This is a genomic window from Halomonas sp. H10-9-1 (assembly GCF_040147005.1).
Lineage (GTDB): Bacteria > Pseudomonadota > Gammaproteobacteria > Pseudomonadales > Halomonadaceae > Halomonas.
Map to the genome: position 1 here is coordinate 2991235 of NZ_JAMSHO010000001.1, position 21623 is coordinate 3012857.

The window sequence follows — 21623 nt, forward strand, 5'->3', positions numbered from 1 at the left end:
CCAAGGAGGATAACGCCATGCAAGGAGTGCCGGCGGCGAGCCACCGGCGCGATCGGTCAGCCGACACTCTTCGCCGGGAAGCGCTTGCGCAGGGCCTCGCGCTCCTGAGAGAAGTCGAAGTCGCGGAACTCCACCAGCATCGAGATCGCTGCCCCCAGGATCAGCGCCCAGAAGGAGGCACCGATGCCGAAGATCTGCAGGCCGGAGACCGCGATCAGGAAGGAGAACATCGCCCCGACCTCATGCTTGCCGGAGAAGGTGATATGCATCGCCGAGCTGATGACCCGCAGCAGGGCGAGGCCAGCGATGATGGCGATGAAGTAGCTGGGCATCGCCTCGATCAGGCTGAACACGAAGCCGTAGAAGGGCGCGGCTACCACGAAGATGAGGCCGACGATCACCGCCGCCACCCAGCGCTTGTCGTGGGTGCCCGCCTCGGGGGAGGAGCAGATGCCGGTCATCGGCGCGGCGATGCAGGTGCTGTGCAGGTTGAAGAAGGCCGACACCATGGTGCCGATGCCACCGACGAAGGTGATGGCATTGGCCGGCGCCTCCTTGTAGCCCATGCCCTTGACCAGTCCCACGCCGGCGGGGGTCTCCATGCCCACCAGGATCAGCGCCAGCGGCAGGCCATAGGCCAGGAAGGCGTCCATGGAGAAGGCCGGCATGATGAACTCGGGCATGCGGAAGGAGAGCTCCACGCTGGAGAAGTCGGCCCCGGAGAGCGCCATGTAGAGCACGCCCACCACCAGGGTCACCACCAGCGGCGGAACCCGGCGCAGGAAGCGAGCCGAGAGGAAGAAGGCCGCGATCATCACCACCGCGGGAATCAGGGCGTTCTGCAGCGGCATCACCATGTTGGTGCCAAACTTGAGCAGCACGCCGGCCACCATGCCCATGACGATGGGCATGGGGATCAGCCGCATCACCAGGCTCATCCAGCCGGCCAGGGCCACCACCACCGAGATGGCACCGGCGATCAGCGTCGCCCCGAGGGCCTCGTTGAGCCCCACCACGGGGATGATGGCGGCGAACAGCAGCGCGCCGGGGATGGAGTTGGCCATCGGCAGCGGCAGCCGGTAATAGGCCGGCAGCAGCAGGCCGAACAGGCCATTGATGAAGAGGTAGCTGATCACCCACAGCAGGGTGAAGTCCTTGGGCAGCCCGGCGGCGGTGCCGGCGCTGATATGGATGATGCCGGCGCTGAGGCCGAAGATGCCGGCGACCACGCCGGCGCTCAGGTTGTCGGCATTGAGGTCGCGCAGGAAGGCGCGTGGCGCCGACGCGAGGCCGGGGCCTGTCTCGAGATGTTTCATGCTGTGCTCCAGGGGCTTGTTGTCGTTGCTGTCGGAAGCCACGGATGGCGGGCGGCCCTAGGGCCGCCCCGGCGCCGAGCTCAGCCCTGGTCGCCACCACCCACCGGCAGCACGCTGCCGGTGATGTAGCTCGCTTCGTCGGAGGCCAGGAACAGGATCGGTGCGGCCATCTCGTCCAGGGTGCCGTAGCGCTTCATCAGGCAGCTCTGCTTGGTCTGATCGATATGCGCCTGGAACCAGGCCCTTTCGGTCTCGTTGCTAGGCTCAGGCGTGCCACGGGAGATCTTGCGCGGCGGCGCCTCGGTACCACCGATGCCGGCGGCCGCCACACGGATGCCGTGCTCGGCGTATTCGAAGGCCAGAGACTCGGTCAGCGCATTGACGCCACCCTTGGCCGCCGAGTAGGGAATCCGGTGAATGCCACGGGTCGCCACCGAGGAGACATTGACGATGACCCCGCCGCCCTGCTCCACCAGGCTCGGCAACACCGCACGGCAGCACCACAGCGTCGGCATCAGCGAGCGCTGCACCTCTGCAGCGATCTCCTCCTCGCTGAACTCGGTGAACGGCTTGAAGTTGATCGCCCCGCCCACGTTGTTCACCAGGATGTCGATACGCCCGAAGTGCTCCACCGTTTTCGCCATGACATCGGCGGCGCCGGCCCAGGTCTCCAGATCGGCCAGCAGGGCGATAGCCTCGACGCCCTGCTCACGCAGGCTGTCCACCACCTCCTGAACCAGCTCGGAGCGGTCCACCAGGGCCAGGCGAGCGCCCTCGGCGCCGGCCCGCTCGGCAACCCGCCGCCCGATCCCCTGGGCGGCACCGGTGATCACCATGACCTTGTCGTTGAAACGACCGTCGGTAAAGCGACTCATGCCTTGCTCCCCGCCTCGTTGGGCGTGAACTTCTCGTAGTGGAAGCTCTGCGGCACGATGCCCTGGGCATCGAAGTGCTTGAGTACCGCATCGACCATGGGGGGCGGCCCGCAAAGGTAGACGTCGATATCGCCATCGTGCATCACCTCGGCATCCATATGGTGAGTCACATAGCCCTTGCGCGGATGCTCGCTGGCCTCGTCCACCACCACAGTGGAGTAGGTGAAGTTGGGAAGCTTCCCGGCGAAGGCATCCAAAGCATCCACCTTGACCAGATGGTCATCCTTGTTGACACCGTAGATCAGGTGAATCGGCGCCTCGCAGCCCTTCTCCACCAGCTGGGCAAGCATGGAGAGGAAAGGTGCCAGGCCGGTGCCACCGGCCAGCATCAGCACCGGACGGGTGACGTCACGGATGTAGAAGCTGCCCATGGGGCCGGTCAGTGCCAGGCGATCACCCACTGCGGCACGCTCGCCGAGGTAGCTGCTCATCACGCCATTGGGGATATTGCGGATCAGGAAGGTCGCGCGCTTATCGCCCGGCAGGGAGCTGAAGGAGTAGGAGCGATGCACCTCGGTACCCGGGACGTCGATATGCACGTACTGTCCGGGCAAAAAGGAAAGCTCCGAATCTTCATCAAGATCTACCACCAACTCGATGCTGTCCTCGGAGAGTTGCTCGACCGCGGCTACCGTACCATCGACCTTGCCTACCGCCGTCTTGCATACGGTCGAGGCGACGGGTACCTGGATGACACAATCCGAGGAAGGCACCATCTGGCAGGTCAGAACCTGGCCCTCGGCAGCCTCCTCGTCGGAGAGCGCCTCTTCCAGATATTCATCTCCCATGTCGAACTCGCCCTGCTCGCAGTGCCCCTTGCAGGTGCCACAGACGCCATCTGAGCAGTCCATGGGCAGGTTGACCTTCTGCCGGTAGGCCGCATCGAGGACCGTTTCACCTTCCTTGCAGCCGATGAATCGGGTGACGCCGTCCTCGAAGTTGAGGGCAATGGTGTAGCTCATGGTCGTTCTCCTCCGTCACCGGGTCAGATGTGATAGATATCGATAACCTGGTGGATATAGTCGTTATTGAGTTGCACAACCTTGCGGGTGATCACCGGCGCCTCCCCGGACACGTCGAGCGTGTAGAAGGAGCTGCCGAAGAACTCCAGGGTCTTCTTGTAGCGGTGCACCAGGGTGTGCCAGTTGAAGCGTAGCTCCACCTTGTCACCCTCCTCCTTGAGCACCTCGATGTTGCTGACCAGGTGCGTGGTGCGCGGCTCCGGCGTGCTCGCCCCGCTGCGCTCGGTCTTGATCCGGTAGACCCGGTCCTCGAGACCCTCGCGGTTGGGGTAGTAGATCAGCGAGATCTCGGACTGCGGGTCCTCGGTCAGCCGGTCGTCGTCGTCCCACGCCGGCATCCAGAACTCGGCGTCCTTGCTGTAGCAGGTCAGCCACTCGTCCCACTCACGGTCGTCCAGCAGGCGCGCCTCGCGGTACAGGAAGGCCTGGATCTCTTGGTAGCTAAGGCTCATGGTCTCTCTCCCTCTCTCGGACGCGGATTATTCGGACGCGGTGGCGATGAACTGGCTGCGTTCCTTGTCGATGGCGCGCAGCATCTCGTCGACCCAGTGCTTGTGGTGCACCACGTAGAGGCCCTCGTCCTCGGGCGAAGCACCGCTGAGCAACGGCCGCAGGTCGATCGCCTGGGCGTTCTCGTCGGCGCCCTCGATCCACTGCTTGGCGCCGCGGGAGAGGTCGTTCCACTCGGCCAGGGCACCGTTGTAGCCCTCCTGGCAGGCACGGAACTCCTCGAGGTCGTCCGGGGTGCCCATGCCGGAGACGTTGAAGAAGTCCTCGTACTGGCGGATGCGGATGCGACGGTTCTCGGCCGACTCGCCCCTGGGGGCGAAGCAGTAGATGGTGACCTCGGTCTTGTCCACGTCGATCGGGCGCAGCACGCGGATCTGGGTGGAGAACTGGTCCATCAGGTAGACGTTGGGGTAGAGGCAGAGGTTACGCGTCTGGTTGACGATGGAATCGGCACGCGCCTCGCCGAACTCCTTCTCGATCCACTCCTTGTTGCTGTAGACCGGGCGCACCTCGGGATTGAGCAGGCGCGTCCACAGCAGCATGTGGCCGTTCTCGAAGGAGTAGAAGCCGCCCAGGCTCTTGGACCAGCCGTCGGCGTCCACCGCCTTGGTGCCGCCGGCGTCGTAGTTGCGGCGGTCCATGGTGGAGGCGTAGTTCCAGTGCACGGTGCTGACGTGGTAGCCGTCGGCGCCGTTCTCGGCCTGCAGCTTCCAGTTGCCGGTGTAGGTGTAGGAGGAGGTGCCACGCAGGATCTCCAGGCCTTCCGGCGCCTGGTCGACGATGTTGTCGATGATCTTGGTGGTCTCGCCCAGGTGCTCCTCGAGGGGCTTGACATCGTCGCTCAGGCTGCCGAACAGGAAGCCCTTGTAGTTCTCGAAGCGCGGCAGGCGCTTGAGGTCGTGGGAGCCGTCCTGCTTGAAGCCGTCCGGGTAGGCGCCGGTCTTCTCGTTCTTGGCCTTGAGCAGCTTGCCGTCGTTCTTGAAGGTCCAGCCGTGGAAGGGGCAGGTGAAGGTGCCCTTGTTGCCGCGCTTGCGGCGGCACAGGGTAGCGCCGCGGTGGGCACAGGCGTTGATCAGGCCATGCAGCTCACCCTGCTTGTCGCGGGTGATGATCACCGGCTGGCGACCCATGGTCACGGTGATGTAGTCACCGGGCTCCGCGACCTGGCTCTCGTGGCCCAGGAACAGCCAGTTGCCCTCGAAGATGTGCTTCATCTCGAGCTCGAAGAAGTCACGGTCGGTGAACATGCTGCGGTGGCAGCGGAAGATGCCCTTGTCGGCGTCGTCCTCGACGGCACCGCGGACGCGGGCCTCGAGCTGGTCAAGCTTGCTGGTCATGGCGTAATCCTCATTGTCTTGTCATACCTGTCGTCGGAGCTGTTCCGGCGGCAGGCCGCTTGCCTCTGCGGCCTGTCCCCGGCGCCCCGCGCTGGGGCAACGGAAGGGCTCCGGGTGGCGATCAGACCTTGGCGGTACCCGCCAGCTGGCTGGCCTGGTCGGCCTCGTTCTCCTTGGCGCGCGGACGGGCATGGCGAGTCTGCAGCTCCGGCCGGTCGGTCTTGGCCAGCTCGACGTCGAACACCACCTCGGAGAAGGGGCCGTCCATCTCGCGCCGGGCGATCTCGCCCTCGTCCTCTATGCGCTGGGCCGGTACCACCAGCTCCTCGCGGGTGGCGAAGGCGAAGTCGTCATAGGTGTAAGGGTCGCCCGCCAGGTTGATCTGGGTGGTCAGGTGCTGGTGACCCGGCGCGGAGACGAAGTAGTGGATGTGCGCCGGACGCTCGCCGTGGCGACCCAGGGACTTGAGTACCACGTCGGTGGGGGCGCCTTCCGGCACGCCGTAGCCGGAGGGGATGATGCTGCGCGCGGCGTAGCGGCCTTCCGCGTCGGTGTAGATGGTGCGGCGCAGGTTGTACTCGCTCTGGGTCTGGTCGAAGAAGGAGTAGCCGCCCTTGGAGTTGGCGTGCCAGATCTCGACCTTGGCGCCGGCGATCGGGGTACCGTCGACATCACGCACCTGGCCGGTCAGCCACATCGGCTCGGCCTCGGTGTCCTGGCCGTCGTCCATGCGCGCGAAGCCCTCGGCCTCCGGGGCGCCGGCGACGTAGAGCGGGCCCTCGATGGTGCGCGGGGTGCCGCCGGTGCGCTTGGCCTCGGCGTCGATGGCGTCCTGGCGCATATCCAGGAAGTGGTCGAAGCCCAGGCCCGGCGAGAGCAGGCCGAACTGGGTCTGGCTGCCCAGGGCGTTGAGCAGGTTGACGGCGGACCAGTACTCCTCCTGGGTGACATCGAAGTCGTCGATCAGCTTGAACAGGTCGGAAATCAGGCGATGCACGATCTGCTTGGAACGCTCGTTGCCGCCCTCCTGGTCGAAGCCGGCGATGCTCTTCAGGAAGTCCTGAACCTCGGGGGTGTCGAAAATCTTCACGGTCATGGTCGGTTATCCTCGGGCTTGTTGGATTGTGTTGTGCCGGACGGACCGGCTGGCATCATCCGTGACTCAGGTGTCGTCCTCGCGCACGGAGGACGGGTGACGACACAGCGGCTTGACGCTGATCTCCATGTAGGGAAAGAGCGGCAGGTTGCTGACCAGCTCCTGAAGCTCGGCGTTGTCCTCGACGTCGAAGATGCTGACGTTCGAATAGCTGCCGGCCACGCGCCACAGGTGGCGCCACTTGCCGGAGCGCTGCAGCTCCTGTGAGTAGGCCTTCTCGGTCGCCTTGATCTCGGCGGCCTGCTCGGCCGGCATCGACGGCGGCAGCTTGACGGTCATTTCCACCTGAAACAGCATGACGTTCTCCTCTTCAGCGAAAGCACACCGACGTGCTTGCGGGACTCGGTTCTCTGGGACTCAGCCCTTGCGGGAATAGTGGGCCAGCTTGTCTTCGTCTAGCGTGATACCCAGCCCCGGCCCCTTGGGCAGTTCCACGCCGAACTCGCGATAGGCCAGCGGCTCGACGACGATGTCGTCCTTGAGCAGCAGCGGGCCGAACATCTCGGTACCCCAGGCCATCTCCGGCAGTGTCGCCCAGGCATGCAGGGAGGCGGCGGTGCCGATGGTGCCCTCGAGCAGGGTGCCGCCGTAGAGGCCGATGCCGGCAGCCTGTGCCACGTGGGCCAGCTCCAGTACGCCGTGTACACCGCCGGACTTGGCGATCTTGAGGGCGAAGGCGCCGCTGAAGCCCCCCCGGGCCAGGTCGAGGCCATCGCGGGCATCCTGCACCGCCTCATCGGCGAGCATCGGCACGTTGAAGCGGTCGGCCAGCCGGATCAGGCCGGCATGCTCGCGCGCCGGGATGGCCTGCTCGATCAGCTCGATGCCGGCGTCCTGCAGGGCCTGGATGCCATATACGGCAGTGGACTCGTCCCAGGCCTGGTTGACGTCGACACGCACACTGGCGCGATCGCCCAGGGCCTCCTTGATGGCGGCCACGTGGCGCACGTCCTGCCTGACCGGGTTGGCACCGATCTTGAGCTTGAAGTCGCCATGGCGGCGCTGCTCCAGGCGCAGCAGCGCCTCGTCGATGTCCTTGGCGGTGTCACCGCTGGCCAGGGTCCACAGCACCGGCAGGTGAGTCTGGCAAGCGCCACCCAGCAGCTCAGCCACGCGGAGGCCCAGGCGCTTGCCCTGGGCGTCGAGCAGAGCGGTTTCCAGCGCCGACTTGGCGATCATGTTGCCGCGCGCATGACGGTTGAGCAGGGCGCGCAGGACGTTGACGTTGCCGGAAGGCTGACCGACCAGCAGCGGCGCCAGGTAGGTGTCGATGTTGGTCTTGATGCTCTCGGGACTCTCCGGGCCGTAGGCCAGGCCACCGATGGTGGTGCCTTCGCCAAGACCCTCGATGCCATCACTGTGACGCATGCGCACGATCACCATGGTCTGGCAGGCCATGGTGGTCATGGAGAGCTTGTGGGGGCGGATGGTCGGCAGGTCGACCAGCAGCGTCTCGATGCTTTCGATCACGGATGACATGGGAGGCTCCGAAGTCAGGGGATCTGGTGATTGAGTGGCAGTTTGATTGCAGGGGGAAGACCGAACCAATATTGTTTGGGTGGCCTGCCATACCCAGGAGGTATCATGGAATTGCGCCATCTCAGGTACTTCTGTGTGGTCGCGGAAGAGCTGAACCTGACCTGTGCCGCCGAACGCCTGCACATGTCACAACCCCCTTTATCCAGGCAGATCAAGCAGTTGGAGAACGAAGTCGGCGCCGAGCTTTTCGAGCGGAGCACCCGCGGCCTGCGCCTGACCCCCACCGGCCAGTTCTTCCGGCAGCACGCCATCCAGATACTGGAAAAGGTAGACGCCACCCTGGAGTCCACGCGACGCATGGCGCGAAGCAAGCGCATCATGTTCGGCATCGGATTTGTGCCTTCGGTGTTCTATGGCCAGTTGCCGCTGCTGGTACGCGACTTACGACAAAAGGATGATGTGGAGCTGAGCCTGACCGAGCTGACCACGGTGCAGCAGGTTCAGGCACTGAAGGCGGGACGCATCGACATGGGCTTCGGTCGTCTCAGGATAGACGACCCTGACGTGGAGCAGGAGGTACTGTTCGATGAGCCGGTGCTGGCCGCCCTGCCGACGGGCCACCCGCTCGAAGGCACTACCCCGACCCTCGAGCAGCTCGCCCGCTACCCGCTGGTCCTGTTTCCCGCCAAGCCACGCCCCAGCATGGCCGACATGATGCTCGGGCTGTTCCGCCGCCAGGGGCTCAAGGTGGAGGTGGTGCAGGAAGCCAACGAGCTTCAGACGGCGCTGGGCCTCGTGGCCTCGGAGATCGGCATCAGCCTGGTGCCCGAGCAGGTCAAGCGCGTGCAGCGTGACGGCATCAGCTATGTCTATCTCGCCGACCGGAGCATCACCACCCCGGTCATCTGCAGCCGACGCCGCGGCGAGCCCCCCTCACCGGTGATGCGGGAGGCCAACGCCATCCTCGAGGTGTTGGTTGAGAACCGCCGCAGCGGACGCTACCCCTGAATCGACGACGCCCCGGACCCGCCGCTGGCGGATCCGGGGCGTCGCTGAAGGTCCGCGACTGGCGTGCGGCCTACTCCAGCGATTCGTAGGGCAGGCCCACGTAGTTCTCGGCGATGGTGGTCAGCCCCGCCTCGGAGCTGGTCACGTAGTCGAGCTCGGCCTGCTGCATGCGGGTATTGAAATCCTCTTCCTCGGAGAACTTGTGCAACATGGAGGTCATCCACCAGGAGAAGCGCTCGGCCTTCCAGATCCGCTTGAGACAGGTCTCGGAGTAGTTCGGGATCAGGTCGGTACGACCCTCCTGATAGACCTTCACCATCAGCCGGTAGAGGGTGTTGACGTCGCTGGCCGCCAGGTTGAGCCCCTTGGCGCCGGTGGGCGGCACGATATGGGCGGCGTCACCCACCAGGAAGAGGCGGCCGTACTGCATGGGCTCGACCACGAAGCTGCGCAGCGGGGCGATGCTCTTCTCGATGGAGGGGCCGGTGACCAGCTTCTCGGCCACCTCATCGGGAATGCGCCGCTTGAGCTCCTCCCAGAAGCGCTCGTCGGACCACTCCTCGACCTTCTCGTCCAGCCCCACCTGGATGTAGTAGCGGCTGCGGGTCGACGAACGCATGCTGCACAGGGCGAAGCCACGCTCGTGGCGAGCATAGATCAGCTCGTCGGCCACCGGCGGGGTGTCGGAGAGCAGGCCGAGCCAGCCGAAGGGATAGACCTTCTCGAACTCCTTGATGCGCCCTTCGGGGATCGACTTGCGCGAGATACCGTGGAAGCCGTCACAGCCGGCCACATAGTCGCAGTCCAGGCGGTGGGTCTCGCCATTCTTCTCGAAGGTGATGTAGGGGCTGTCGCTCTCGAGGTCGTGGGGCTGGACATTGTCGGCCTCGTAGAGGGTGGTGCCGCCGCTCGCCTCGCGGGCCTCCATCAGGTCGCGAGTCACCTCGGTCTGGCCATAGACCATCACGGTCTTGCCACCGGTCAACCCCGCGAGGTCGACGCGCACACGCCGATTGTCCAGGGCCAGCTCCACGCCATCGTGGATCTCACCCTCTTCATCCATGCGCTTGTCGACCCCCGCCTCGCGCAGCAGGTCGACCATGCCCTGCTCCAGCACCCCCGCCCGAATGCGGCCAAGCACATACTCGCCGGACTTGCGCTCGAGGATGACATTGTCGATGCCCTGGCGGCTCAGCAGTTGGCCGAGCAGCAGGCCCGATGGGCCGGCGCCGATGATTGCGACCTGTGTCTTCATGGGGAGACTCCGTTGTTATCGGTAGGGGATCCGAGGAAAGATGAACATCTGTTCGCTATGTGGATTGTATTTTTCACTGAATCCCCTCGCTTAATAAGGCAATATTGGCAGCAATACCTGGACAATCCCAATATCAACGACAGTCTTTAGTCGAAAGTGCACCGCCGGAGCTCCTCCATGTCCACCGATGCCGTCCCCGTCTTCAAGTTGTATGGCGAGACCCACCACTGGCCGACGCCGGACCTGCTGCACTGGGAATCGATCCCAGAGCGCAGCCGGCTGCACAACTGGAAGATCCATCCTCATCGCCATACCGACCTGCTGCACCTGCTCCATCTCTCTGCCGGCCGCGTCAGCCTGGAGCTGGAGGGGAGCCAGAACTCCCACAAGGCCCCGCTGATCATCGTGGTGCCCGCCATGAGCATCCATGGCTTCCACTTCTCGCCGGATACCCAGGGCCACATCATCACCCTGGCAAGCCCCCTGGTCGAACGACTGGAGGAGCGCCTGGGCACCCAGGCGGGAGCGCTCTCCCTGGCCACCGCCTACCCTCTCGATGCCGCTCGGCCGGCCCGGCGTATCGCGACCCTGGTGCACCAGTTGGGGGACGAGTATCGGCACCCCTCCCCCGGCCGCGAACGCGTCCTGGAGGCGTTCACCGAGGCGCTGTTCATCGAGGTCTCCCGCCTGATCACGAGGCCGACCCACACCGGCAGCACGAGCGCTCCTCGGCCCCAGGAGCGAGGGGTGATACATCTGCAGAACTACCAGGCACTGGTCGAAAAGCAGTTTCGTCAGCAGCCCAGCATCGAGAGGTTCGCCGGACAGCTCGGCATGACCAGCGCCCACCTCAACCTGCTATGCCGGCGCCTCGCCAACCGCAGCGCCCTGCAGCTATTGCATGAACGCCTGCTGCTGGAGGCCAAGCGGCAGCTCACCTACACCAACATGACCGTCGGCCAGGTAGCCGACAGCCTGGGGTTCTCCGAGCCCGCCTACTTCACGCGCTTCTTCAAGCGTTTGACCGGCCTCGCGCCCCGGGACTTTCGCCGGCGCCAGCCCGGCGCAGCGCCATGACACCACGTCCTGAAACGACAGCGCCCCCCCAAGCCATCGCTTGGAGGGGCGCTGCTTGCTAGAGCCGTTGACTCAGCCGGCCGCTTGCAGGGTCTTGCTTTCAAACGCCTGGGCGTTGGGGCAGAACCCGCGGCACTTTTCCCAGCTTTCGCCGGCACGCAGGGCCTTCCAGCAACGGCCGACCACGGGGCACTGGTTACAGACCGTCTGCAGTTCACCAAGATGCGTTGCCTGCTCGGGGCCGTAGTCGGCGGAAGAGAGGCCGAAGCGCACCATCATCTCGGGCATCAGGGTCTCGGCGGGAATCAAGTCACGCACGACTCCGCGATTCAGCGCCCGTGCCACCTCACGCTCGAAAGCCGGCGCCATCGGCGCCTTCAGGTCACACACCAGCTCCCGGAAGTCGACGTTAGCCTCATGGCGCATGCCCTGCACCATCTGGGGCATGCTGGCCTCGAAGAGGCGCTCCTCGAGCCGTGCCAGCCAGCCTTGCCGTTCGCCCTGCTTGTCGTTCATATCACACCTCCGGGTCGGTCGTACCGGCAGTGCCGGCCATCAAGCGAGTTTCACTCTCTGCAGGATGGCGCGGCACGGGGCGATTGCCAAATGAGGCTTTCACACACCTCTATAACCTTCGGGTTATGCCATGCCCACGCCTCGCCGGCCATGCCGCGGGAGGTTCCCGCCGACTAGAGCAGGAACAGGGTCGTCAGCACCGGGAAGGCGATCAGCAGCGCCAGGCGCAGGAAGTCCGAGACGATAAAGGGCGCCACGCCCTTGAAGATCTCGCCCAGCCCCACATGGGGCGCCATCGCCTTGATCACGAAGACGTTCATCCCCACCGGCGGGGTGATCAGGCCCAACTCCACGGTCAGCACAGTGATGATGCCGAACCACACCGGGTCGATGCCCAGCGCTTGGATGATCGGGAACACCACCGGCACCGTGATCACCAGCATGGCGATGGCATCCATGAACATCCCGAGCACGAAATAGAGCAGCAGGATGCACAACACCACGACCATGGGCGAGAGCTCCATGCCGTAGAGGACGTCGGTGATGGAGAAGGAGATCCGCGACACCGAGATGAAGTAGCCCAGGGTCTCGGCCCCCACCAGCATGAAGAACACCACGCTGGAGAGCGCCAGGGTCTCCTGCACGCTGCGCCACAGCTCGGCGCCGCGCATGCCCTTGGCCAGGGCATAGAGCAGGGTGGCGAAGGCGCCGACGCTGGCCCCCTCGGTGGGGGTGAACACACCGAAGTAGATCCCCAGGATCATCACCAGGAAGACCGCGAAGAAGGGCATCAGCCCCGTGAGCGAGGAGAGCTTCTCCTTCCAGGCCGTGGGCTCGCCGGCCACCGCCAGCGAGGGCTTCAGGCGCATCACCACACTGACCGTCAGCGCATACATCACCAGCCCCAGCAGCCCAGGCACCAGTCCGGCCATGAACATGTCACCCACCGACTGCTCGGTGAGGATGGCGTAGATCAGCAGCGCGATGGAGGGCGGGATCATGATCCCCAGGGTGCCGCCGGCAGCCAGCGTGCCGGTAGCCAAGCCGCGGTGATACCCATAGCGCTCCATCTCCGGCAGCGCGACCCGGGTCATGGTGCTGGCGGTGGCCAGCGACGAGCCGGAGATCGCCGAGAAGATACCGCAGGAGCCTACCGCGGCGATCGCCAGCCCGCCCTTCCAGCCACCGCAGATCACCCGGGTGGAGTGGAACAGCTTGCCGGCCATGCCGGAGTGCGCCGCCAGCACGCCCATCAGGATGAACATCGGCACGGCGCTGAAGCTGTAGTTGGAGAGCACCTCCACCGGCACGGTCTTGAGCTGGGCGATGGCCGCCCCCCAGCTGATCACCTGGGCAAAGCCCACCACCCCGACGACCAGCATGGCCAGCGCCACCGGCACCCGCAGCACCATCAGCAGCAGCAGCGAACCCAGGCCGATGGCGCCGATCATCTCACTCCCCATGAGCGGTCTCCCCTTCGGCAGCGAACACGGCACTCAGCAGTGCGTGGATCAGGCTACGCAGGCCCAGCAGCAGGCTGAGTGCCGCCGCCACGGTATAGATGGGTCCCATGGGCATGCGCAGGTCCTGGGTCACCTCGCCGTGCCGCGCGGCCGCGGTGGCCGAGTCGAGCAAGCCCAGGAAGAGCACCAGCCCCAGGGCCGCAAAGCCCAGCAGGTAGACACCGTGCAGGCGGTTCTTGAGGTTGGGTGAGAGCCCATGGGAGAAGGCCTCCACCACCACCTGGCTCTTCTCCACGTTGGCCGCCATGGCGGCCAGCAGCGAGCAGAGCATCAGGTAGCTGACCAGCTCGACACTGCCGGAGACGCGCAGGGCGATCGCCCCCTCGGTGAGCCGATAGAGATAGCGGGTAACGACATCGGCGATGGTCACGCCCAACAGCGCCACCAGGGCGAGGCCGGCGACGAGACGACAGGCAAGGGCCAGCCAATGGCTGGCCCTCTCCAGGGTGGATTGCATACCGCCTTACCCCTGTCCGTTGGCGCAGGATGCGCTGGCCGCCAGGGCCGCCTCGTAGACCTCACGCCCCGGCAGGCCACGCTCCTCGAGCTCGGCCAGGTAGCTGTCGATGCCTTCCTGCAACGGCTGCTGCCAATCCGCATTCTGCAGCGGATCGGGGATCTCGCGGATGGTGTGGCCGGCATCGCGAGCCTCCTGCTTGCCCTCCACGTCCAGACGATCGAACACCTCACCGGCATTCCCGGCCCACCGCATCCCGGAGTTGGCATCGATCACCGCCTGCTGCTCGGGGCTCAGGCTGTCATAGGTGCGCTGGTTCATGGTGGCCACGAAGATCAGCGTGTAGAACGGTACCTCGGTGTGGTAGCTGACCAGCTCGTTGATGCGGAAGCCCTTCAGTCCCTCCCACGGGAAGCTCAGGCCATCGATCACGCCGCGCTGCATGGAGGTGTAGATGTCCGGCGCCGGCATGCCCACGGGGCTGGCGCCCATGTTCTCGAGCATCTCGCCGGCTACCGCCGTAGGCCGGCGGATACGCAGCCCCTCGAGATCGGAAGGCACCTGCACATCGGTATCGATGGTGTGGATGCCGCCCGGGCCGGTAGTGAAGAAGAACAGCGGCCGGGTGTCCTCGTACTCGCTCTCCAGGTGGCCCTCGTCATACAGGGTCTGCAGCACGCAGGCACCCTGGGTCGCGGTGGTCGCCACCCCGGGCAGTTCAACGACCTGCGAGAGCGGGAAGCGCCCCGCGGTATAGCCCTGGGCGGTGGCGCCGATATCGGCGATGCCGTTGGCCGCCGCCTCGTAGATGGAGTCCGGCTTGGCCAGGGTGCCGGAGGGGAACATCTCCACCTTGAGCTCGCCACCGGACTCCTCCTCGAGGGTGGCCGCCCACTGCTCGAAGATGTCCTGGTTGACCCCAGAGGCGCCGGGCCAGAAGTGCGCCATGCGCAGGGTGGTGGAGGCCTGGGCGGCGGAAGCGGCGGTCAGGCCGGCGATGGACGCGGCCAGCAGGCAGCGGGTCAGGACGCGTTTCATGGGAGTCCTCCGGGGCATTGTCGTCATGGCTTGGTTGTCATGAACTTGGTTGTCATGGACTTATCGAAAGTTCGCATTCCGAATACACGTTCGGGATATAGGCAAGCTACCCGACTCGCACGGTCCTGGAAAATGGACCTTGGTCTAGGATAGGGCGCCTGCGCGCGACTCAGCCATGCCCGGGTGATCGGAAACGCCTCAACCAGGATAAATCATCAGAAAACTTGGACGATTCGAACATTCTCTCTGGCTCGTCACGCGCCCAGCCACCGCGATTGCCGTTGCCGTAGCGGCCACTGCGCTCTCACTCCGGGGTGAAGGGCAGGCGCGACCAAAGCAGGTATGGCCAGGCGCCGGCCACCTATTTAGTCTCCTAAACATAATCACACAACAACTTTCCCTTTCCGGAGTCATCCATGACGCGCCTCGCTGTGCCGCCCAGCCTGATCGTCGTGCTAGCGGGCATCACTGCTGCCCTGCACGTGGGCAAGCTGCCCCCGGCCCTGACGCTCCTCAAGGAGGCCCTCGAGATCAGCCTGCTCCAGGCCGGTTTCCTGGTCTCGATGGTTCAGTTCGCCGGCATGTCCCTGGGCCTGCTCATCGGCCTGTCGACGGACACCCTGGGCCTGAGGCGCAGTATCACCCTCGGCCTGGGCCTGCTGGCCGGGGCCAGCCTGCTGGGGGGGCTCGCCGCGACACCGACCTTCCTGCTCATGTGTCGCGCATTGGAAGGACTGGGGTTCCTGCTGGTGGTGCTCTCGGCCCCTGCCCTGCTTCGCCAGCTGGTACCGCTCGACCACCTTCACCGCGCCATGGCCCTATGGAGCTGCTTCATGGGGCTCGGGGTCGGCACCGCCCTGCTGGTCGGCCCCTTCGTGATCGCCTGGTTGGGCTGGCAGGGATGGTGGTGGACGCTGGCCGGCTGGACACTGCTGGTGCTGATGGCACTGCGCTGCCTCGTGCCGGCAGACCGGCACCGCCTCGGCGCCCAAGTTTCGTCCGGCGCCGACGACGAGGGCTGGCGCCGACGCCTGGCACTGACGCTGGGCGCACCGGGCCCCTGGCTGGTCGCCCTCTGCTTCGCCATGTACTCCAGCCAGTGGCTGGCGGTGATCGGCTTCCTGCCCACCATCTATCAGCAGGCCGGCATCGGCGAGGGGCTGGCCGGCTCGCTGACCGCCCTGGTGGCTGCCGCCAACATCATCGGCAACCTGGGCTCCGGCCAGCTGATGCAGCGTGGCATGGCCCCCACTTCGCTACTCCGGCTCGGCTTCGTGTTCGCGGCCCTGGGCACCTACCTGGCGTTCGGCGAGGCGACCGCCGAAGCGCCGGGGCTGCGTGTCGCCGCCGTGCTGATGTTCTCCGCCATCAGTGGCGTCATTCCTGGTGCCCTGTTCACCCTGGCGGTCCGCCTGGCACCCAGCGAACACACTGTCTCCACCACCATCGGCTGGATGCAGCAGTGGTCGGCCTTCGGCCAGTTCGCCGGCCCGCCCCTGGTGGCGTGGCTCGCTTCCCAGGTCGGCGGCTGGCAATTGACCTGGACCCTGACCGGCGCGGCCTCGCTGGCCGGCATCCTGCTGGCCTTCCTGCTCTCCCGGACCCTGTCTACTCCGCCGCTGGCGACGACCGGCGCAGCCGTGCGCTAGGAGCCAATGCCCAACCCACCAACTGCCGCTCATGGAGGCTGGTCGCGCCCAGCACAGAAAGAGGCACCTCGAAGCAAGCGATCAACTTCGAGGTGGCCTTGTTCCATTCAGGTCAAAGAGGGCCGTATTCGGCCTTGATGATACTGCAGTGCTACCGACGCTCAACGCTACTGATCAAGCTATGTCGGCACATTTAAGCAAGATTCACCTTGGCCCGGATTGCGGGGATAACACCACTTAGTCTGGCTCAACCATGAAGCGGGAGAAGAACTCGTCGAGTTCGTCGAACCCGTCCAGCGGGAGCACCAGGGAGACATACTGGTCGGGGCGCACCACCACCAGGGCGCCGGCGCCGCGGTCGATGCCGCGCAGGTCGAAGATGTCCTGGTCAGTGCCCAGGACCGGCGCGTGTGCCTTCTGGTAGTCCTGCAGGCCGAGGGCCCCCTTGTGAGGCTTGAGCAGCGCGTGCATGTCGGCCCAGTCCACCTCGAGGTGGGTCTGCTGGATGATGCCGTGGACGTCGAAGATCGCATCCGGGTCGGCCCCTTGCGGGGTGAAGCGGCGGATCGGCGAGGCGTCGCTGGCCAGGTAGTCCATCAGGGCGTTGAAGCGTGAGCCGGGGCTTCGCGGGTCGACCATGTCGGCGAAGGCGTAGAGCCGCCAGCGGCCGTCGGCGCGATGCACGTGGCCCAGGTGGACCTGCTTGGCATCACCGAGCCGGATCACCTCGGCCGAATGGAAGCGACGCCCGGGCGGGAAGCCGGTGGCCAGATGCAGGTGGCTGCCGTCGCCGGTGAGCAGGTCCGGTGCATAGTGGGTAGCGAACCCCGCGGTGAACTCGCTGTTGGTGACGAACTGGCGCTGCACCTCGGCCAGCCCCTTCATGGCGGCCTGGGGGTCGTCGGAGTCCTGGGCGGCACCGATCGCCCGCGACCAGCGGGTGTCCATCTCGATCAGGTTCTCGGCGATGACGTGGCGCTCGGCGTTGTAGGTGTGCAGCAGGCTCGCCGGGCTGCGCCCCTCGAGCACCGAGATCAGCTTCCAGCCTAGGTTGAAGGTGTCCTGCATCGACACGTTCATGCCCTGACCGGCCTTGGCGGTGTGGGTGTGGCAGGCATCGCCGGCGATGAAGACCCGCGGGGTGCGACTCTGCACCTGGTCGTCATCGACGTCGTCGAACTTGTCGGTGACCCGGTGGCCGACGCGGTAGACGGAGAACCAGGCGGTCTCCTTCACCTCGAAGGTGTAGGGCGCCAGCACCGCCTGGGCCTTGGCCAGCACCTCCTCCTTGGTCAGCCAAGCATCGGGGGCGATGCTGCCCATGTCGACATAGAGGCGGACCATGTAGCCGCCCTCGCGGGGGATCAGCAGGATGTTGCCCGCCTCGGCGGACTGGATGGTGCACTTGAAGCGGATGTCCGGGAAGTCGGTCACCGCCAGCACGTCCATCACGCCCCACGCCTTGTCCTCGCCGTGGCCCTGGGGCACGCGGCCGATCGACTCGCGCACCACGCTGTGAGCGCCGTCGCAGCCGACCACGTACTTCGCGCGCACTGTCTTCTCGCCCTCTGCGGTCCTGAACCGCACCGTGACCCGCTCGTCGGGCGCCTCGGGAACCTTCACCGCGAGGGTCTCGTGGCCGTAGTCGACCCCCAGTCGGCTGGGGGAGTTGTGCATGTACTCGAGCAGGAAATCGAGCAGCCGTGCCTGGTTGACGATCACGTGGGGGAACTCGGAGAGGCCGTCGCGCACGTCCTGGACCCGGCCGAGGCGGGCGATGCGCGACTTGTCCTCGGGGGCCGGTCCCCAGAAGTGGGTCTCGTTGATCCAGTAGGCCTCGGTGGTCAGCTTCTCGGCGAGGCCAAAGGCCTCGAACATCTCCACCGTGCGGCAGGCGATGCCGTCGGCGCGCCCCACTTCCAGCGGCCCGTCGGCCTTCTCCACCACACGGGTGACAATATCCGGAAAGGTCGACAGCTGGGCCGCCAGCAGCAGGCCGGCGGGACCGGTGCCGACGATCAGCACGTCCACCTCCTCCGGCAGTGGGCCTTGCACTTCGCTACGACCTTTGGCCACGGGCTGGATACGCGGGTCGCCACTGCGATAACCATTGAGGAAGTACTGCATCTGTTCGCTCCATCCCGCTTGTCGCGGGTCGTTGTTGGGGTCGTCGGGGGGCGGATGTGTCTGCTGCAGCAATTCGACACAATAGTGATTATCAGTATTGTGATCGTCATCGTGACGAACAATACGACTTTCCGCTAAGAACTTGCCCGCAAGGTCCGGCCAGACCGTCGTGCTATCGACCTTCGGATGATTGATCATCACTGTGATGATCACAATACTGACGCAGATCAAAGAATGACCACTTCCCTATCCACCGCCCCGACCAACGACAAGCGAGCCGACAATGACAACCACCGCACGCCACGCCATCCGCTACCCCCTGGCCCTGACACTGATCTCCGCCTCCCTGCTCGCCGCCAGCGCTCCTGCCCTGGCGAAGGAGCTCAGGCTCGGCATGATCACACCACCCCAACATATCTGGACCCAGACCGCGGAGAAGTTCGCCAAGAACGTTGCAGGGCAGAGCGATGGGGAGCTGACCGTCGCACTGTTTCCAGCCGGCCAGCTCGGCGACGAGTCCGCCATGTTCTCGCAGATGGAGTCCGGCCTGCTCGACATGGGCATCATGACGGCGGCCCTGACCAGCCAGCGCGAGCCCTCCATGGTCGGCTGGTTCACTCCCTTCCTGTTCGACAGTGTCGAGCAGGCCGCCCAGGCCACCGAAACCGAGGCCGCCCAGCTCATGCTGGACAACCTGGAAAGCAAGGGCCTGCACGCCTTCGGCTACACCTTCGCCGGCATGCGCCACATCCTGATGCGCGACCAGCACGTCACGACCATCGAGGACGTCGCCGGCAAGAACATGCGCATTATCCCCTTCACCGCGATGAACACCTGGTGGCGCGCCATGGATGCCCGACCCACCCCCATCAGCCTGCCGGACGTCTACCAGGGCCTGCAAAACGGCATGCTCGACGGCGTCGACATCGACCTTGATGCCTTGGTCGGCTCCGGCTTCTACGAAGTCGCCGAGCACCTGACCCTGACCAGCCATATGGCCTTCCCCGCCGTCTCGGTGATGAGCCAGGCGACGCGGGCCTCCCTCTCCGATGAGGAGCGCGAGATCATCGACAGCGCCATGCAGGAGGCCCTGGTCTGGGGTATCGAGGCGCAGATCGAGGCCGAGCAACGCAACCTCGCTACCCTCGAGGAGAGCATCGACGTCTACACCCTCGAGGAGGCCGAGAGTGTCTTCGCCGAGGCCAACCAGGCCTTTGCCGAGCGCTTCGGCGATCACCCCCTGATCCAGGCCTTCCAGCAGCAGGCCGCCGATCGCCTCACGACCGAATAATGCCACCGGGGGGCCACGGCGCCCCGGCGTGCACCGAAGGAGTCCCCATGCCGTCTCGATCCCTGACCTGGCTGAGCCGGGCGAGCCGTCGACTGAGCACGCTCGAGCAAGCACTGTGCAGCCTGCTGATCGTGGCCTTCGGCGCCCTGCTGATCGCCAACGTCTTCGCCCGCTACGTACTCAACAGCCCGCTCTACTTCGCCAATGAGCTGGCGGTCTACATCCTGATCTGGATGGCCTTCCTGGCCGTCTCCATCGCCATCCACCACGACCAGCACGTGCGCCTGACCATGCTGGTGGGTCTGCTACCGGCCCCTACTCAGCGCGCCTGCTACTGGCTGACCGAGCTGCTCTGCATAGCGATGCTGGCAGTGATGCTGTGGTACGCCATCGGCTGGCTGCGCTCGCCGTCGGTGAACTACGACATCGCCATCACCCTCGACTGGCCCAAGTGGCACTTCTACCTGATCGTGCCGATCTTCTGCGCCACCTCCCTCTTCCACCTTATCGCGCGCCTGCCCGATCGTTCCCGCACGGTCTTCAGCCTGCCCAGCGACGAGGAGTGACCCATGACGCTCGCCGCCTTCCTGCTGTTCATGCTGCTCGGCATGCCCATCGCCTTCGTGCTGCTGGGCGCCACCTTCACCTTCATCATCGCCTCGGGCAACTTCCGCTTGCTGGAGAACTTGCCCCAGGTGATCTTCGGCTCGCTGGAGGTCTTCGACCTGCTGGCGATCCCGCTCTTCATCCTGCTCGGCGAGATCATGAACGAGGGGGGCATCACCCGGCGCATCATCACCGCCGCGCGCGCCTGGTTCGCCTGGGTACCGCACAGCATCGCCTACGTCTCGCTGACCTCGAACCTGATGCTCGCCTCGATCATGGGCTCCGCCACCGCGCAGATCGCTATCATGAGCCGGGTGATGACCCCGGAGATGGAGCGCGACGGCTACGACAAGGGCTTCGCCGCCGCCCTCACCGCGGGGGCCGGCCTGCTCGGCCCGATCATCCCGCCGTCGATGGTGTTCATCATCTACGGCGTCATCGCCCAGGTCTCGATCGGCGCCATGTTCATGGGCGGCATCATCCCCGGCCTGGTGCTGTTCCTGCTGATCAGCGGCCTGATCGCCCTGGTGGCCAGGCGCGCCCACAAGAGCGGCGGCGCCGAGAAGTCACGCATCCCGTTGTGGGGCGCGACGCGCGGCGCCCTGCTCACCCTGAGCATTCCGCTGGTGATCGTCGGCGGCATCGCCTTCGGGGTGGTGACCCCGACCGAGTCCGCCGCCGTGGCGACGCTGATGGCGCTGGTCCTCGGTGGCCTGCTCTTCCGCGAGCTGCGCTGGGGCCAGTTTCCCGGCGTGCTGGCCAGGACGGCGCGCAACACCGCCATCGTGCTGTTCCTGATCGCCGCCGCAAAGGCCTTCGGCTGGGTGCTGGTCTACAACCAGATCCCGCAGCAGGTGGCCGGGCTGATGCAGGGCACTACCGAGAGCCCGGTGGTCTTCATGCTGCTAGTCTTCGTCATGCTGATCCTGGTGGGCATGGTGCTCGACGGCATCGCCGCGCTGATCATCCTGGTGCCCATCCTGCTGCCGGTGGCCCAGCAGAGCTACGGCATCGACCCGATCCACTTCGGCATCGTCACCTGCATGACCCTGAGCCTGGGGCTGCTGACCCCGCCGGTGGGGGCCGGTCTCTACGTCGCCTCCGCCATCAGCAACGTCAGCCTGCCGCGCATCACCAAGTGGATCTTCCCCTTCGTACTGGCGGCCTGTCTGGTGATCCTGGCCACCATCTTCAACCCCTGGGCACTCGGGATATTCCTCTGATGCCGAGCATGGCAATATGCAGGGTAATCTCCACGGTTCGGCAATATCCCGCAGCGGCAAGGGCCACCCAACAGGGGGCCTTGCCTGCCCCGACAACA

General features: G+C 65.5%; 20 protein-coding genes. 6 read left to right on the top strand and 14 right to left on the bottom strand.

The genetic code is table 11. The features are described 5' to 3' along the window. Window positions 1–56: 56 nt before the first annotated feature. From NFH66_RS13775 to NFH66_RS13810, 8 genes are all read right to left on the bottom strand, one after another. The gene (locus NFH66_RS13775) at window positions 57–1316 is read right to left on the bottom strand and encodes a benzoate/H(+) symporter BenE family transporter (protein WP_349610778.1); all 1260 of its coding nucleotides are present in this window, start codon (window positions 1314–1316) and stop codon (window positions 57–59) included. A gap of 80 nt (window positions 1317–1396) precedes the next feature. Then, window positions 1397–2191, bottom strand: a complete 795-nt coding sequence (gene benD / locus NFH66_RS13780) for a benzoate diol dehydrogenase BenD (protein WP_349610779.1) — start codon at window positions 2189–2191, stop codon at window positions 1397–1399. Then, a complete protein-coding gene (gene benC / locus NFH66_RS13785; RefSeq protein WP_349610780.1) occupies window positions 2188–3213 on the bottom strand; it encodes a benzoate 1,2-dioxygenase electron transfer component BenC in 1026 nt (341 codons plus the stop codon). Before benC ends, benD begins: the two co-directional genes overlap by 4 nt. Window positions 3214–3236: 23 nt before the next feature. Then, entirely contained in the window at window positions 3237–3725 is a 489-nt protein-coding gene (gene benB / locus NFH66_RS13790; RefSeq protein ID WP_349610781.1) for a benzoate 1,2-dioxygenase small subunit, read from the bottom strand. 27 nt (window positions 3726–3752) lie between these two features. Beyond that, window positions 3753–5120, bottom strand: coding sequence for a Rieske 2Fe-2S domain-containing protein (locus tag NFH66_RS13795; RefSeq protein WP_349610782.1), 1368 nt, complete (start codon window positions 5118–5120; stop codon window positions 3753–3755). A gap of 121 nt (window positions 5121–5241) precedes the next feature. Next, window positions 5242–6216: a catechol 1,2-dioxygenase gene (catA, locus tag NFH66_RS13800; RefSeq protein WP_349610783.1), complete on the bottom strand. Its 975-nt coding sequence runs from the start codon at window positions 6214–6216 to the stop codon at window positions 5242–5244. A gap of 66 nt (window positions 6217–6282) precedes the next feature. Then, window positions 6283–6573, bottom strand: coding sequence for a muconolactone Delta-isomerase (gene catC / locus NFH66_RS13805; protein WP_349610784.1), 291 nt, complete (start codon window positions 6571–6573; stop codon window positions 6283–6285). 60 nt (window positions 6574–6633) lie between these two features. After that, window positions 6634–7755, bottom strand: coding sequence for a muconate/chloromuconate family cycloisomerase (locus tag NFH66_RS13810; protein WP_349610785.1), 1122 nt, complete (start codon window positions 7753–7755; stop codon window positions 6634–6636). A gap of 105 nt (window positions 7756–7860) precedes the next feature. Between NFH66_RS13810 and NFH66_RS13815 the strand changes: the two genes are divergently transcribed. Then, complete coding sequence (locus tag NFH66_RS13815; RefSeq protein WP_349610786.1) at window positions 7861–8763, top strand: LysR family transcriptional regulator; 903 nt, start codon at window positions 7861–7863, stop codon at window positions 8761–8763. Between the two features lie 70 nt (window positions 8764–8833). Here NFH66_RS13815 and pobA read toward each other — a convergent pair whose 3' ends face one another. Beyond that, window positions 8834–10018, bottom strand: a complete 1185-nt coding sequence (pobA, locus tag NFH66_RS13820) for a 4-hydroxybenzoate 3-monooxygenase (protein WP_349610787.1) — start codon at window positions 10016–10018, stop codon at window positions 8834–8836. 177 nt (window positions 10019–10195) lie between these two features. On the opposite strand from pobA, the gene NFH66_RS13825 reads away from it, so the two are divergent. Beyond that, window positions 10196–11095: a helix-turn-helix domain-containing protein gene (locus NFH66_RS13825; protein WP_349610788.1), complete on the top strand. Its 900-nt coding sequence runs from the start codon at window positions 10196–10198 to the stop codon at window positions 11093–11095. A 72-nt stretch (window positions 11096–11167) separates the two neighbouring features. Here the strand turns inward: NFH66_RS13825 and NFH66_RS13830 are convergent, their stop codons facing one another. The 4 genes from NFH66_RS13830 to NFH66_RS13845 all read right to left on the bottom strand — a co-directional run bounded on the left by NFH66_RS13830 (window position 11168) and on the right by NFH66_RS13845 (window position 14629). Further along, window positions 11168–11611: a hypothetical protein gene (locus NFH66_RS13830; RefSeq protein ID WP_349610789.1), complete on the bottom strand. Its 444-nt coding sequence runs from the start codon at window positions 11609–11611 to the stop codon at window positions 11168–11170. A gap of 173 nt (window positions 11612–11784) precedes the next feature. Beyond that, entirely contained in the window at window positions 11785–13074 is a 1290-nt protein-coding gene (locus NFH66_RS13835) for a TRAP transporter large permease (protein WP_349610790.1), read from the bottom strand. Beyond that, window positions 13064–13591 (bottom strand): TRAP transporter small permease, encoded by a 528-nt coding sequence (locus NFH66_RS13840; protein ID WP_349610791.1) that lies wholly within the window; start codon window positions 13589–13591, stop codon window positions 13064–13066. Before NFH66_RS13840 ends, NFH66_RS13835 begins: the two co-directional genes overlap by 11 nt. 6 nt (window positions 13592–13597) lie before the next feature. Then, on the bottom strand, window positions 13598–14629 hold the full coding sequence (locus NFH66_RS13845) for a TRAP transporter substrate-binding protein (RefSeq protein ID WP_349610792.1): 1032 nt from the start codon (window positions 14627–14629) through the stop codon (window positions 13598–13600). Between the two features lie 416 nt (window positions 14630–15045). On the opposite strand from NFH66_RS13845, the gene NFH66_RS13850 reads away from it, so the two are divergent. Further along, the gene (locus NFH66_RS13850; RefSeq protein ID WP_349610793.1) at window positions 15046–16278 is read left to right on the top strand and encodes an MFS transporter; all 1233 of its coding nucleotides are present in this window, start codon (window positions 15046–15048) and stop codon (window positions 16276–16278) included. 237 nt (window positions 16279–16515) lie between these two features. Here NFH66_RS13850 and NFH66_RS13855 read toward each other — a convergent pair whose 3' ends face one another. Further along, window positions 16516–18405: an FAD-dependent monooxygenase gene (locus NFH66_RS13855; RefSeq protein WP_349610794.1), complete on the bottom strand. Its 1890-nt coding sequence runs from the start codon at window positions 18403–18405 to the stop codon at window positions 16516–16518. Window positions 18406–18688: 283 nt separating this feature from the next. On the opposite strand from NFH66_RS13855, the gene NFH66_RS13860 reads away from it, so the two are divergent. The 3 genes from NFH66_RS13860 to NFH66_RS13870 are packed head-to-tail and all read left to right on the top strand — an operon-like array spanning window position 18689 to window position 21525. After that, window positions 18689–19696 (top strand): TRAP transporter substrate-binding protein, encoded by a 1008-nt coding sequence (locus NFH66_RS13860; protein WP_349610795.1) that lies wholly within the window; start codon window positions 18689–18691, stop codon window positions 19694–19696. A gap of 47 nt (window positions 19697–19743) precedes the next feature. Next, the gene (locus tag NFH66_RS13865; RefSeq protein WP_159343412.1) at window positions 19744–20262 is read left to right on the top strand and encodes a TRAP transporter small permease; all 519 of its coding nucleotides are present in this window, start codon (window positions 19744–19746) and stop codon (window positions 20260–20262) included. Window positions 20263–20265: 3 nt separating this feature from the next. Next, the gene (locus NFH66_RS13870; protein WP_349610796.1) at window positions 20266–21525 is read left to right on the top strand and encodes a TRAP transporter large permease; all 1260 of its coding nucleotides are present in this window, start codon (window positions 20266–20268) and stop codon (window positions 21523–21525) included. Window positions 21526–21623: the final 98 nt, after the last annotated feature.

Coding starts and splice junctions, on each gene's coding strand:
- NFH66_RS13835 (WP_349610790.1), bottom strand. CDS start 13,074: ATGGGGAGTGAGATGATCGGCGCCATCGGCCTGGGTTCGCTGCTGCTG.
- pobA (WP_349610787.1), bottom strand. CDS start 10,018: ATGAAGACACAGGTCGCAATCATCGGCGCCGGCCCATCGGGCCTGCTG.
- NFH66_RS13865 (WP_159343412.1), top strand. CDS start 19,744: ATGCCGTCTCGATCCCTGACCTGGCTGAGCCGGGCGAGCCGTCGACTG.
- benD (WP_349610779.1), bottom strand. CDS start 2,191: ATGAGTCGCTTTACCGACGGTCGTTTCAACGACAAGGTCATGGTGATC.
- NFH66_RS13845 (WP_349610792.1), bottom strand. CDS start 14,629: ATGAAACGCGTCCTGACCCGCTGCCTGCTGGCCGCGTCCATCGCCGGC.
- NFH66_RS13775 (WP_349610778.1), bottom strand. CDS start 1,316: ATGAAACATCTCGAGACAGGCCCCGGCCTCGCGTCGGCGCCACGCGCC.
- benB (WP_349610781.1), bottom strand. CDS start 3,725: ATGAGCCTTAGCTACCAAGAGATCCAGGCCTTCCTGTACCGCGAGGCG.
- NFH66_RS13825 (WP_349610788.1), top strand. CDS start 10,196: ATGTCCACCGATGCCGTCCCCGTCTTCAAGTTGTATGGCGAGACCCAC.
- NFH66_RS13870 (WP_349610796.1), top strand. CDS start 20,266: ATGACGCTCGCCGCCTTCCTGCTGTTCATGCTGCTCGGCATGCCCATC.
- NFH66_RS13795 (WP_349610782.1), bottom strand. CDS start 5,120: ATGACCAGCAAGCTTGACCAGCTCGAGGCCCGCGTCCGCGGTGCCGTC.
- NFH66_RS13850 (WP_349610793.1), top strand. CDS start 15,046: ATGACGCGCCTCGCTGTGCCGCCCAGCCTGATCGTCGTGCTAGCGGGC.
- NFH66_RS13810 (WP_349610785.1), bottom strand. CDS start 7,755: ATGTCATCCGTGATCGAAAGCATCGAGACGCTGCTGGTCGACCTGCCG.
- benC (WP_349610780.1), bottom strand. CDS start 3,213: ATGAGCTACACCATTGCCCTCAACTTCGAGGACGGCGTCACCCGATTC.
- NFH66_RS13830 (WP_349610789.1), bottom strand. CDS start 11,611: ATGAACGACAAGCAGGGCGAACGGCAAGGCTGGCTGGCACGGCTCGAG.
- catC (WP_349610784.1), bottom strand. CDS start 6,573: ATGCTGTTTCAGGTGGAAATGACCGTCAAGCTGCCGCCGTCGATGCCG.
- NFH66_RS13815 (WP_349610786.1), top strand. CDS start 7,861: ATGGAATTGCGCCATCTCAGGTACTTCTGTGTGGTCGCGGAAGAGCTG.
- NFH66_RS13840 (WP_349610791.1), bottom strand. CDS start 13,591: ATGCAATCCACCCTGGAGAGGGCCAGCCATTGGCTGGCCCTTGCCTGT.
- NFH66_RS13860 (WP_349610795.1), top strand. CDS start 18,689: ATGACAACCACCGCACGCCACGCCATCCGCTACCCCCTGGCCCTGACA.
- catA (WP_349610783.1), bottom strand. CDS start 6,216: ATGACCGTGAAGATTTTCGACACCCCCGAGGTTCAGGACTTCCTGAAG.
- NFH66_RS13855 (WP_349610794.1), bottom strand. CDS start 18,405: ATGCAGTACTTCCTCAATGGTTATCGCAGTGGCGACCCGCGTATCCAG.